Here is a 12,792-nt window from a genome sequence, read left to right as displayed (position 1 = left end):
AGGCTTGATGATCGTGCCAGTAGTCCACGCCGTGTCACTCACCCGGCGGCAGCCCAGCGTCCCCGCCGACCGTCTCGTCGCCGAGATGGTTCCGCCGCCGCGCTTCGGCGACGTGCGCTTCGATACCTACATTCCCGATCCGAACCAGCCCGGGCAGGCCGCGGCCGTGCAGCGCCTGGAGCGGTTCGCGGCCGAGCTGAACGGGGACGGCGGGAACGGCCGGCGGCGCTGGTTCCGCCGGGAGAGCGCGCCCGGCCCCAGCGGGATCTACCTCGACGGCGGCTACGGCGTCGGCAAGACCCACCTGCTCGCGTCGCTGTGGCACGCCGCGCCCGGACCCAAGTCGCTGTGCACGTTCGTCGAGCTGACCAACCTGGTCGGCGCGCTGGGCTTTCGGCAGACCGTCGAGGCGCTGTCCGGACACCGCCTGTTGTGCATCGACGAGTTCGAGCTGGACGACCCGGGCGACACCGTCCTGGTGTCCACCCTGCTCGGCAAGCTCGCCGACGCGGGCGTCAAGCTGGCCGCCACCTCGAACACGCTGCCCGACAAGCTCGGCGAGGGCCGGTTCGCCGCGCAGGACTTCATGCGCGAGATACAGGGGTTGTCCGCGCGCTTCGAGGCGTTGCGCATCGACGGCGAGGACTACCGGCACCGGGGCCTGCCCGCGGCTCCCGCGCCGATCGACGACGACGTGGTCGCCAAGTCCGCCGAGGCCGCGCCCGAGGGTGCCGCGCTCGACGACTTCCCCGAGCTGCTCGCGCACCTGGCGACCGTGCATCCCAGCCGCTACGGGGCCATGCTCGACGGGGTCACCGGCATCTTCTGGCGCGGCGTGCGACCGGTCCAGGACCAGGCGACCGCGCTGCGCCTGGTGGTGCTCGCGGACCGGATGTACGACCGCGAGCTGCCGGTCGTCGCCTCGGGGGTGCCCTTCGACGAGTTGTTCACCGAGGAGATGCTGGCCGGCGGCTACCGCAAGAAGTACCTGCGCGCGGTCTCGCGGCTGGTGGCGATGGCCCGCGACGGCGCGGAGCACGTACCGACCCGCTGACCGGGGCGGACGCACGGGTACGGCCGGCATCGGCCGTGCGCCGTGCGGGTGTTGTCCGTGGGCGACCGGTGTGCGGGTGAGGCATCATCGGACCCGGGTCCCGACGACGCGGAGGCAGCGGTATGGCGAAGAAGGCCGAACGCAGGAGTGCAGGCACGACCGACCGGGACCCGAAGGGGCGAGCCCCGGTGGGCCTGGGCGAGACATGGGACGAAACGGCCGTTGCGAAGGCCGCGAAGGCCGCGAAGGCCGGCAAGGCCGAGAAGCCCGAGAAGGCCGCCAAGAAGATCGAGAAGCCCGAGAAAGCCGCCAAGGCCGAGAAAGCCGAAAAGGCCGAAAAGACGGAGAAAGCCGCCAGGAAGGCCGAGAAGGCGCTGAAGGCCGAGCGGGAGTTGCGGGCCGAGCAGGCCAAGGCCGCCCGGAAGGCCGACAAGAAGGCCGCCAAGGCGGTCCGGGCCGCAGCCGAGCGGGAGGCCGCCGAAGCGGCGAAGGTGGCGAAGAAGCTCGCCCGGCAGGCCGCCGAGCGCGCCGAGGCCGAGCAGGCCGCCGCCAAGGCGCTGCGCCTGGACGTGGTCGCCCTCGAAGCGGTCGGCCCGGACGTCGTCGAGGTGGTGACCGAAGCCGTCGTCGAGTCCGTCCCCGAAACCCGGGTCGCCGCCGAGTCACCGCGCCTGCACGTGGTCGCCGAGGCGCCCGCGGAGGCGGCCGAGCACCCGCGGACGGACGTGCCGTCCATCCGCGCCGTGCTCCGCCCGCCCGCCGGCCCCGTCGACCTGACCGCGATCGACCCGCGCGCCACCCCGGGCTTCCGCGGCGACAAGGCCGACGCGCTCGCCGACGTCGCCGCGATGGCACCGCGACTGGCCGAGCTTCAGGAGAAGCTCTACGCGCAGGCCGTGGCCGGCGGTGCGCGCCGCCGGGTGCTCCTGGTGATCCAGGGCATGGACACCTCCGGCAAGGGCGGCACGGTCAAGCACGTGATCGGCCAGTTCAACCCGTCCGGCTGCCACATCCACGCGTTCAAGGCGCCGACCGAGGAAGAACTCGGACACCCGTTCCTGTGGCGGATCCGCAACCAGGTACCGGCCCCCGGCCTGATCGGCGTCTTCGATCGCTCGCACTACGAGGACGTGTTGATCGCCCGGGTGCGCGAACTGGTCCCGCGCCAGGTGTGGTCGCGCCGCTACGCCACGATCAACCGCTTCGAGCAGGGCCTGGCCAAGGACGAGGTGAGCGTGCTCAAGGTCTTCCTGCACATCTCGCCCGAGGAGCAGCGGGAGCGGTTGCTCGCGCGGCTGGACAACCCGGACAAGCACTGGAAGTTCAACCCCGCGGACATCGACGAGCGCTCGGTGTGGCCGCAGTATCGCGCGGCCTACGAGGCCGCGCTGGAGAAGTGCGACAGCGACGCGACGCCCTGGTACGTGGTGCCCTCGGACCGTAAGTGGTACCGCAACTGGGCGATCAGCCGGCTGTTGCTGGAGCACCTCGCCGAGTTGGACCCGCGGTACCCGGCGGCCACCTTCGACGTCGAGGCGGAGCGCAAGCGGCTGCTGGACGCCTGAGCGGACCCGGGCGGCCCCGAACGCCGGACGGCGGCGTCGACCGTCCGGCGTTCGGGCCCGATCAGCGCGGGCCCACGCGGACCACCGCGACCGAGGTCGCGGGCAGGCGCAGGGTGGTGCCGACCAGGCCGCGCCGGATCTCCGCGCGGTCGTCCCAGGCCGCGACGATCTCGGCCGCGCCGGTGCCCATCGGCAGCGTGGCGGGCTGCTCGGCCAGGTTGATCGCCGTACGGAACGCACCACGATGCACCATCAGCCAGCCGGCGGTCTCCTCGAAGCTGACCTGAACCCGGGTCAGATCCGGATCGGTCAGGTGTTCCCACTCGCGACGCAGCGCGATCAGCCGCTTGTACCAGGCCAGCAGCGCCGCGTGGGGTGAGCCCTTGAGCTCGTCCCAGTCCAGACACGAGTCGCGCACGGTCCGCGCGGACTGCGGATCCGGGATCTGCGCGGCGTCCCAGCCGTGCGAGGCGAACTCGGCGCGCCGCCCGTTGCGCACCGCCTCGGCCAGTTCGGGGTCGGTGTGGTCGGTGAAGTACTGCCACGGGGTGGACGCGCCCCATTCCTCGCCCATGAACAACATCGGGGTGAACGGCGAGGTGAGTACCAGGGCCGCGCCCGCGGCCAGCAGCGCCGGCGGCAGGGTGGCCGAGATGCGGTCGCCGGTGGCCCGATTGCCGACCTGGTCGTGGGTTTGCAGGTAGCCCAGGAAGCGGTGTGCGGGCATGCGTGAGGTGGGCACCGGCCGGCCGTGCGTGCGCTCGCGGAACGAGGACCACGTGCCGTCGTGCAGCCAGACCCGGGTGAGCGTCTTGGCGAGTGTGCCCATCGATCCGAAGTCGCCGTAATAGCCCTGCCGTTCGCCGGTGAGCAGGGCGTGCAGCGCGTGGTGGAAGTCGTCGCTCCACTGGGCCTGGACGCCCATCCCGCCACTCTCGCGCGGGGTGACCACCCGGGGGTCGTTCAGGTCCGACTCGGCGATCAGGAACAGCGGCCGACCACTGGCCGCGGCGAGCTTGTCCACCGCCTCGGACAACTCTTCGAGGAAGGGCACCGCGCGGTTGTCGGCGAGCGCGTGCACCGCGTCCAGGCGCAGTCCGTCCACGTGGTAGTCGCGCAGCCACATGAGGGCGCTGGCGACCAGGTAGGCGCGCACCTCGTCGGAGCCGGGTCCGTCCAGGTTGACCGCCCAACCCCACGGTGTCTTGTAGCGGTCGGTGAAGTAGGGCCCGAACTGCGGGAGATGGTTGCCGGAGGGGCCCAGGTGGTTGTGCACCACGTCCAGGATCACGCCCAGGCCGCGCCCGTGGCAGGCGTCGACGAATCGTTTCAGGCCCTCCGGGCCGCCGTACGGCTCGTGCACCGCCCACGGGCACACCCCGTCGTAGCCCCACCCGTGCCTGCCCGGGAAGGCGGACACCGGCATCACCTCGACGTGCGTGACGCCCAGGTCGACCAGGTGGTCCAGCCGCTCGACGGCCGCGGTGAAGGTGCCCTCGACCGTGAAGGTGCCGATGTGCAACTCGTAGACCACCGCGCCGGGCAGCGGCCGGCCGGTCCAGGCCCGGTCGGCCCACGTGTACGCGGCGTGGTCCACCACCCGGCTGGGGCCGTCCGGGCCGTGCGGCTGCCAGGGTGAGCGCGGGTCGGGCAGCGGGGCGCTGCCGTCGATCACGAACGCGTAGTCGCTCCCGTGCACCGCGGCCGGGACCTCCGCCTGCCACCACCCGGGCCGGTTCGCGTCCCGCATCGGCTTGCGGCGACCGTCGACGATGACGTCCAGGGACGACGCTTTCGGGGCCCAGACCTCGAACCTGACCACGATGGTTTGTCCTTTCCGGGAACGCGGGCGAACGGGTGGGAGAGTGCGGAGGGAGCGCGGGTGGGTCAGCCGCGGGTGAGCAGGGCCACCGGCAGGTCCTCCAGGATGTGCCGCAGCCGGGCCTGGCCGCTGTACGGGTTCCCGGTCAGCGCGTCGATCCAGCGACCGGGCGGCAGCGGGAGCAGGGCGCCGCCCCAGCCGCCCTTGGCCGCGAGGCCGGCCGGCAGCAGGGTGGCCACGGTGATCGCCTCGCCGCCGCGCACGAACGCGATCGCGTGTCGCGCCTCCTTGCCCCGGGCGAGCAGCGGCGCGTAGGTGCCGGTGAACCAGTCGGGATGTGCCCGGCGCAGGCCCAGCGCGGCGCGGGTGACGCGGAACTTGAGCGCGTCCAGGGGAGTGTGCTCGCGGCCGAAGTCGACCGGCGCCCGGTTGTCCGGATCGACCAGCGTGTACAGCGCCAGTTCGCCGCCCTGGTACACGTCCGGTACGCCCGGCATGGTGAGCTGGACCAGCTTGGCGCCGAGCGAGACGGCCCGGGCCGGTCGATCCAGGTCGGTGACGAACTCGGCGATGTCGGCACCGAGTTCCTCGTCCGCCAGGACGGCGCGCAGGAATGCCTCGGTGGCCGCCTCGTAGTCGGGGTTCGGGTCGGTCCAGGTGGTCGCCCGGGCCGCCTCGCGCATCGCCTTGCGCAGGTAGTCGACGGCCCGGTCGGGCGACAACGGCCAGGCGCCGACCAGGGTCTGCCACAGCAGATAGGTGTCGTAGCCGTCCGGCCCGAAGCGGAACTCGGAGCGGTGCGGCCGGGACCAGTCGTTCCAGGTGTGCACCCGTTCGGCCCAGTCCTCGGGGACCTCGGCGAGCACCGCGAGCCGGGCCCGCACGTCCTCGCTGCGCTTGGTGTCGTGGGTGCTCAGCGTGGTCATCGTGGTGGGCGACATTCGCGCGCATTCGGCGTGGAAGTCGGCGATGTCCAGGCCGATCGAGTCCGGGGCGCCGCCGACCTCGTTCAGCGAACTCAGGCCGTACCAGCGGTAGAACGCGCGGTCCTCGACGCCCTTGGCCGCCAGGGCTGCCGCCACCTGGCCGAAGCGGGTGCCGAACTCGCCGTCGGCGAGCGCGAGTTCGGCGATCTCGCGGGCCGCCTCGGAGACCTGCCCGGGCACCCCGGTCAGCGCCCGGGCCATCGCCGCGATCGAGCCGGGACCGCCGCCGGGGTAGGGGCGGTAGGTGGGGAACGCGGTCAGCAGCGGCGGCAGGGCGCGGCCGATGTCACCGGCGCCCGCGACCGGTTCCAGGTCGTCCAGGGCGCGCCGCAGCCGGGCGAATTCGGTGGCCAGGCCGCCCGCGAGCACCTCGGCCTTCGCCTCCTGGGCGAGGTAGTCGAAGCCCTCCCTGACCCCGGTCTGCTCGCGGTGCAGCGCCCGCAGCGGCTCGGCACCCTCGGCGTCGACGAACAGGTTGTCCACCCGGCGCAGCGCGTCGTAGCCGGTGCTCCCGTGGCAGGCCCAGTCGGCGGGCAGCCGTTCCTCGTCGGCGAGGATCTTCTCCACCACGATCCAGGCGTTCGGCGCGGCGGCGTGCAGCCGGGCCAGGTAGGCGCGCGGGTCGGCGAGCCCGTCCGGGTGGTCGATCCGCAGCCCCTGCACCAGCCCCTGGTCGACCAGCCGCAGGACGACCTCGTGGGTGGCGGCGAAGACCTCGTCGTCCTCCTGACGCAGGGCGATCAGGCCGGCGATGGTGAAGAACCGGCGGTAGTTCAGCTCGCTGTCCGCGCGCCGCCAGTGCGCGAGTTCGAAGTGTTGGGCGGCGAGCAGTTCGTCGAGCGCGAGCTTGTCGGTGCCGGCCCGGAGCGGGAACTCGTGTTCGTGGTAGCGCAGCACGTCGCCGTCCACGATCAACTCGTCGGCGACCTCCTCGACCGGTCCGCCGAGCACGGGCAGCAGCACCCGGCCGTCGTGCCGGGACCAGTCGATGTCGAACCAGCGGGCGTAGGGCGAGTCCGGCCCCTCCCGCAGGGTTTCCCACAGCGGCCGGTTGAGCGACTCGGGCGCGGGCACCGCCATGTGGTTGGGCACGATGTCCAGCACGATGCCCAGCCCGTGTGCGGCGGCGGAGCCGGCCAGCTCGCGCAGCCCGTCCTCGCCGCCGAGTTCGGCGGACACGCGCGAGTGGTCGACCACGTCGTAGCCGTGGGTGGAGCCGGGCACGGCCTGCAGGACGGGCGACAGGTGCAGGTGGCTGACCCCGAGGGAGGCGATGTAGGGCACGGCGGCGGCAGCTTCGGCGAACCCGAAGGTGGGCTGCAACTGGAGCCGATAGGTCCCGGTGGGGAGCTGCGAAGGCGACGAGGTCATGCGGACTAGCTTCCCCGGACGGCCCCGGGCTACCACCCGCCGGGGTGGTGAAACCTGATCGGACGCGGCCGGGCCCGGTTCGCCGGGATCCGCCGGACCGGGGCCGGCCGCCCGATTCAGGGTCGTTGCAGGACCACCAGCGAGCGGGGCTCGACCGACTGGCAGGAGCCGCCGTCGACGGTCATCCGGGTCTTCGGCTCGTGCATCGTGGTCTTGTCGTCGGCCGTGTCGACCACGACGGTCCAGGTCGTGCCCAGGCCGTCGGGGATGGTGAACTCCTCGGTTTCGTGCGAGGCGTTGAACAACAACAGGAACGAGTCGTCGGTGATCTTTTGGCCGCGCGGGTCCGGTTCGGAGATCGCGTTGCCGTTGAGGAAGACCGCGACCGACTTGGCGGCGGCCGCCCACCAGTCGCCGTCGGACATCTCCTCACCCGTGGGGGTGAACCAGGCGATGTCGGTGAGCTCGTCGTGGGTGCCCTGGACGGATCTGCCGTGGAAGAAGCGCCGGCGTCGGAACACCGGATGCTCGGCCCGCAGCCGGGTCATCATCCGCATGAATTCGAGCTGATCGGGCACCTCGCCCTGGGGCCATCGGACCCAGGCGAGTTCGTTGTCCTGGCAGTAGACGTTGTTGTTGCCCTGCTGGGTGCGGCCGAACTCGTCGCCGTGCGCGATCATCGGCACGCCCTGGGACAGCAGCACGGTGGCGATGAAGTTGCGCTGCTGACGGGCCCGCAGCGCGAGCACGTCCGGGTCGTCCGTCTCGCCCTCGACGCCGTGGTTCCAGGACCGGTTGTGGCTCTCGCCGTCCCGATTGTCCTCGTGGTTGGCCGCGTTGTGCTTGCCGTTGTACGACACCAGGTCGTGCAGGGTGAAGCCGTCGTGGCAGGTGACGAAGTTGATCGAGGCGATCGGCCGCCGGCCGTCGTCCTGGTACAGGTCCGAGGAGCCGGTCAGCCGCGAGCCGAACTCGGCCAGGGTGCGCTCCTCGCCGCGCCAGAAGTCGCGCACGGTGTCGCGGTACTTGCCGTTCCACTCGGTCCACAACGGCGGGAAATTGCCCACCTGGTAGCCGCCCTCGCCGACGTCCCACGGCTCGGCGATCAGCTTGACCTGGGACACGATCGGGTCCTGCTGGACCAGGTCGAAGAACGAGGACAGCCGGTCCACCTCGTGGAACTGCCGGGCCAGGGTGGCCGCGAGGTCGAAGCGGAAGCCGTCCACGTGCATGTCGGTGACCCAGTAGCGCAGCGAGTCCATGATCAGCTGCAGCACGTGCGGGCTGCGCATCAGCAGGCTGTTGCCGGTGCCGGTGGTGTCCAGGTAGTAGCGCTTGTCGTCGGCGAGCCGGTAGTAGGACGCGTTGTCCAGGCCGCGGAAGGACAGCGTGGGCCCGAGGTGGTTGCCCTCGGCGGTGTGGTTGTAGACCACGTCGAGGATCACCTCGATGCCCGCCGCGTGCAGCGCCTTGACCATCGAGCGGAACTCCTGCACCTGCTGCCCGCGTTCGCCGGTGGACGAATAGGCCGCGTGCGGCGCGAAGAAGCCGATCGTGTTGTAGCCCCAGTAGTTGCGCATGCCCAGGTCGGAGAGCCGGTGGTCGTGCACGAACTGGTGCACCGGCATCAGCTCGATCGCGGTCACGCCCAGGCTCACCAGGTGCTCGATCACCGCCGGGTGCGCCATGCCCGCGTAGGTGCCGCGGATCTCCTCGGGCAGCCCCGGGTGGGTGCGGGTCAGCCCGCGCACGTGCGCCTCGTAGATCACCGTGTCGTGGTACTCGGTGCGCGGCGGCCGGTCGTCGCCCCAGTCGAACCAGGGGTTGATCACCACCGAGGCCATCGTGTGCGGCCCGGAGTCGGTGGTGCTCATCAGGTCCGGGTGCTCGAACGAGTAGCCGTACATCGACTCGTGCCAGTGCACCTCGCCGCACATCGCCTTGGCGTACGGGTCGAGCAGCAGCTTGTTCGGATTGCACCGGGCGCCGGAGGCGGGGGCGAACGGGCCCTGGACGCGGTAGCCGTACCGCTGCCCGGGCTGGACACCGGGCAGGTAGGCGTGCCGGACGAACGCGTCGGCCTCGCGCAGCTCGATGCGCTGCTCGGCGCCGCCCTCGTCCAGCAGGCACAACCAGACACGTTCGGCGGCCTCCGAGAAGACCGCGAAGTTGGTGCCGGCGCCGTCGTACGTGGCGCCGAGCGGATACGGATGACCGGGCCAGACCTGCATGAGCAACCTGCTTTGTCGCGGATCGTGCTTCGGCAGCTTGCAGTCTCCCGTACCGAACCGGATTCATGTGCGAGATCTGCTCCGGCGTCCCCCGGTCGGGTGGATTTCGAGCCGGATCGGTGGGCGTGCGCGCTGTGCCACCGATCGGTTGCGCGCACCGGATCAGATCCAGTCGAGCAATTCCGCCGCGAGGACTTCCTCTCGGCACGGCCATACGTCGCCGCACGAGCACACCGCGCCGTCGGCGCCCGCGGGCTCGGCGCGGTGGTGGTGCGCGAAGATGTCCGCGACGACGTCTCGGTACTTGGCGAAATCGTCCTCGGTGCCGGTACGTCCCGCCGGGATCCTGCCGTTCGTGGCCAACATGACGACCTCCTGGGTGCCACGGTTCCTGCCGCATGAGACGGACCATCGAGCCGTCCCGGTTGCGGTCCGGAACAGGTGGAGGGAAGACCCTCTGCCGTCCGGCAATTGTTCCGAGACGTCATCGTGCCGCCGGGCAGAAATTGCCAGAGCGTGTCGAGTCCCCCCAATCGCCTTACGCCATTCGGGTAATGCCCGCGCGTGCATCACTCGAACGGGGTATGCGACCCGGCCCGCGCGGGCTCCCCGAGGTCACCGGGTTTCGCTATACGCTCGTTCGGTTCCGGCTCGACGACGAACGGATGGGACGCGATGGCCGATCGGGAATCCGACTCGCCACCCTCGACGACCGATGATCCCGCGGAGGGCCCGAGTACGACCGGCCTCGGCGGCGGGAACGGCCCGACCTTCGGCGACGGCGGGGACACCTTCCCGGATCCGTACGCCGGCTACGCGGACGGCGAGTCCGCGAGCGGGGCGGCCGGGCTCACCGACAGCGGCTCGTTCGCGTTCGACGCGTCGGTGTTGCCCGGGCCCCGGCACGCGGCGACCGGGACGGCCGTGCTGGACGGTTCGAGCCCGCCCGACCCGATGCCCGGGATAGACCCCGCGACGCTGACCTGGACCGAGGACGACTGGGCGGGCGCGCTGTTGCGGGCCCGTCGGGCCGGCCGGGCGTACGTCTACCTGAACCTGATCGAACAGCGGCTGCGCGCGGTGATCGGCGCGGTGCTGATCCCGGTCTACGGGCCCGGCGAGCACCCGCACGACGACGGTGCCTGGGTGCTGGCGGCGGCCGGCAACGCGCAGAACGAATGGGTCGAACGTGCCGAGGCCGTGCGGGAGATGAGTCGCCGGCGCGGCTACATCGTGGACCCGGCCGACGACGAGCTGATCGCGTTCCTGACCCTGCCGCAACTGCGCGAGCTGATGGTGCGCAACTGGTGGTGCTTCGAACCGTTCCTGCCGGACCGACGCAAGCTGGAACGCGCCCTGGAAGAGGTCGAGATCGGCCGGCACATCGTGGCCCGCAACCGGGTGCTCTCGCCCGACGTGCTGGCCCAGGTCGAGCGTGCCTGCCTACGGGTGCTGGCGATGCTGGACGGCCCGCTCGCCGAGCGGGGCGATCGGCGGCTGGCCCTGGACGCGGTCGAGGAACTGTTCGCCGGGCGCTACGCGGACGTGGTGGGGGTCTTCCAGGACCGCTCCGCGCTGCAACGCCGCCTGCCGTTCGCCGACCTGGTGGAGGGCGCGCGCGGGATCGACGCGATGGGCGTCTCGCTCAACCTGCTGTGCCAGAACTACTCGGGGCGCGACCTGACCCGACTGGGTTCGAGCGGCTGCGAGATGCGGTTGTTGTTCCTGAACCCGGCCGGGGACGCGATGAAGCAGCGGGAGAAGGACGAGGGCATCAAGAAGGGACTGCTGTCCCGGATGACCACGCTCAACATCCTGCACCTGCGCCGGATCCGTTCGAAGCTGCGCGAGCCCCGACGGATCGAGATCCGGCTGTACGACGAGGCGCCCCGGTTCGCCGCGTACCTGGTGGACGGGGACGTGGGCCTGATCCAGCCGTACCTGCGGCACGCGCGCGGGGTCGAGTCACCGGCGTTCGTGCTGCGCGCGCACGCGGCCGAGACGCGCGGGCTCTACCCGTTGTTCCAGGAGGAGTTCGAGCAACAGTGGGTGGACAGCAAGCGCACGTCCTGAGCGCGCTCGCGGTCGCGGCCCGGTCAGAACGCGTGCCAGCGGGCGTCCGGGTCGTCGGTGCGCAGGGTGCGGACCCGGTGGTGGAACTCCTCCTCCGCCGCCGGGTTGCCGGGCACGTGCTGGGCCACCCACGCGGTGGCGGCCAGTTCGCGGGTGTCGCGCAGCACCCGGTAGCCGGGCCACTCGGTGACGTCGAATCCGTACTTCTTCGCGAACCGTCGCTGCGCGCCGTCGGGCAGGCCGTAGCGCGCGGCGGCCATCGGGGTCAGCACCAGGTCGTACTCGCGCAGGTCGTGGGCCGCGGTCTCCCAGTCCAGCAGCAGCGCCCGGCCACCGTGCACGCCGACGTTGCGCAGCAGCGCGTCGCCGTGGATCAGGCCCGGCTCCAGCGCCGGGGTCAGCTCGCGGCAGGCCGCCTCCAACGCGTCCCGGCGGGCCAACAGATAGCGGCGATCCTCCAACCCCACGGCGGCGTCGGCCGAATCCAGCCAGGTCTCCACGAGCGCGAGCGGGGCCCGGGCGGGCAGCGCGAACGGCGGGGTGGGCAGCGCGTGCAGCTTCTTGAGCAGTCGGGCCAGGTCGACGACGTCCGGTTCGCGCTCGGCGGGCGACAACAACTCCCAGAAGGTGATCGGGCGGCCGTCGACGGACACCGGCTGCGGGTCGATCCCCGGCGCGGGTCGTACCGCCGGGAAGTCCTGTTCGGCGAGCCAGCACGCGACCGCGATCTCGCGGCGCGCCCGCTCGGCCATGTGTGCCCCGCGGGCCACCCGGACCACCAGGCCCGCACCCGGCAGGGCGAACACCGCGTTCTCGCCGAAGGCGAGCAGCGTGGCGTCCGCGGCCGGCACCGCGACCTTCGCACACGCGCGTAGGAGCACCGACCGTTCGCCTGCCACCGAGTCGATCACGCCGGTGATGGTAGCCGGTTCGAGCCGGTTCGGGGTCAGGCGGAGCGCCGGGATCGCACCGGCAGTGCCGCGTCGTAGCGGTCGAGCACCAATCGGGCGATTTCCTCGGTGTCCGCGACCGGCTCGGTGACCGGCTCCGCCCCGGCGGCCAGGGCCTGTCGGAGGATGCGGTCCGGCAGGATGCCCGGGGCCAGCATGCACGACGCGACGGCGACGCGTTCGGCGCCCAGCGTGCGCAACTCCTCGATCGCCGCGCCGATCGTGGAGCCCTGGTGGACGGAGGCGAACGCGGGGACCACGGCGCACCAACCGGTACGCCGCCACTCCCGCGCGACGATGGTGGTCACCGCGTTCGCCTCCGGGTCGGTGGAACCGGCGGTGGCCAGGACGACGCCGTATCGGCTGTCTCCGGGCCGTACACCCGCCTCGCGCATGCGCCGGTCCAAGGCTGCCAACAGCAGCGGGGAAGGGGCCAGTGTGGCCGCCTGACGCACGGTCAGCCGGCGATGGCGCAGCACGTGGGGCACGTCCTGCTTGGCGTGGAACGCCGGGGTGAACAGCAGCGGCACCGCGATCACGCTGTCGGCGCCGGCGTCGGCCAACTCGTCCAGTCGCTCGGGCACCCGCGGGCCGCAGTGGTCCAGGTAGCCGATGTCCACCCGCAGCCCCGGCCGCAGCGCGCGAACCCGCGCGGCCAGGGCGGCCATCGCCGCGGCGTGCCGGGGATCGCGGCTGCCGTGCGCGACGGCCAGGAGCGGGGGAACGGGAGTCATGGCGTG

Annotated in this window: 9 protein-coding genes; 3 read left to right on the top strand and 6 right to left on the bottom strand. The window is 71.9% G+C overall.

Annotated elements, in window-relative coordinates; all coding sequences use genetic code 11:
• Positions 1-7 precede the first annotated feature (7 nt).
• Together zapE and ACH4U8_RS01480 are read left to right on the top strand one after the other, a co-directional pair.
• Positions 8-1,054, top strand: a complete 1,047-nt coding sequence (zapE, locus tag ACH4U8_RS01485; RefSeq protein ID WP_395775516.1) for a cell division protein ZapE — start codon at positions 8-10, stop codon at positions 1,052-1,054.
• A 725-nt stretch (positions 1,055-1,779) separates the two neighbouring features.
• Positions 1,780-2,619, top strand: a complete 840-nt coding sequence (locus ACH4U8_RS01480; RefSeq protein WP_360317808.1) for a PPK2 family polyphosphate kinase — start codon at positions 1,780-1,782, stop codon at positions 2,617-2,619.
• Positions 2,620-2,680: 61 nt separating this feature from the next.
• Here ACH4U8_RS01480 and treZ read toward each other — a convergent pair whose 3' ends face one another.
• The 4 genes from treZ to ACH4U8_RS01460 form a co-directional block, all read right to left on the bottom strand.
• On the bottom strand, positions 2,681-4,441 hold the full coding sequence (gene treZ / locus ACH4U8_RS01475) for a malto-oligosyltrehalose trehalohydrolase (RefSeq protein ID WP_395775515.1): 1,761 nt from the start codon (positions 4,439-4,441) through the stop codon (positions 2,681-2,683).
• A gap of 65 nt (positions 4,442-4,506) precedes the next feature.
• A complete protein-coding gene (gene treY, locus ACH4U8_RS01470) occupies positions 4,507-6,798 on the bottom strand; it encodes a malto-oligosyltrehalose synthase (RefSeq protein ID WP_395775514.1) in 2,292 nt (763 codons plus the stop codon).
• Between the two features lie 116 nt (positions 6,799-6,914).
• Positions 6,915-9,029 (bottom strand): glycogen debranching protein GlgX, encoded by a 2,115-nt coding sequence (gene glgX, locus ACH4U8_RS01465; RefSeq protein ID WP_360317699.1) that lies wholly within the window; start codon positions 9,027-9,029, stop codon positions 6,915-6,917.
• Positions 9,030-9,191: 162 nt separating this feature from the next.
• Positions 9,192-9,395 carry a hypothetical protein gene (locus ACH4U8_RS01460; RefSeq protein ID WP_360317702.1) on the bottom strand — a complete coding sequence of 68 codons (204 nt, stop codon included), beginning with the start codon at positions 9,393-9,395 and terminating at the stop codon, positions 9,192-9,194.
• Positions 9,396-9,983: 588 nt separating this feature from the next.
• Between ACH4U8_RS01460 and ACH4U8_RS01455 the strand changes: the two genes are divergently transcribed.
• Complete coding sequence (locus tag ACH4U8_RS01455) at positions 9,984-11,102, top strand: SAV2148 family HEPN domain-containing protein (RefSeq protein WP_379989569.1); 1,119 nt, start codon at positions 9,984-9,986, stop codon at positions 11,100-11,102.
• A gap of 23 nt (positions 11,103-11,125) precedes the next feature.
• Here the strand turns inward: ACH4U8_RS01455 and ACH4U8_RS01450 are convergent, their stop codons facing one another.
• Positions 11,126-12,013 (bottom strand): phosphotransferase enzyme family protein, encoded by an 888-nt coding sequence (locus ACH4U8_RS01450; protein ID WP_395775513.1) that lies wholly within the window; start codon positions 12,011-12,013, stop codon positions 11,126-11,128.
• Positions 12,014-12,048: 35 nt separating this feature from the next.
• On the bottom strand, positions 12,049-12,786 hold the full coding sequence (locus tag ACH4U8_RS01445) for a CbiX/SirB N-terminal domain-containing protein (RefSeq protein WP_360317709.1): 738 nt from the start codon (positions 12,784-12,786) through the stop codon (positions 12,049-12,051).
• Positions 12,787-12,792: the final 6 nt, after the last annotated feature.

The organism is Embleya sp. NPDC020886 (assembly GCF_044333915.1).
Lineage (GTDB): Bacteria > Actinomycetota > Actinomycetes > Streptomycetales > Streptomycetaceae > Embleya.
This window is presented reverse-complemented; position numbering and strand designations above follow the sequence as displayed.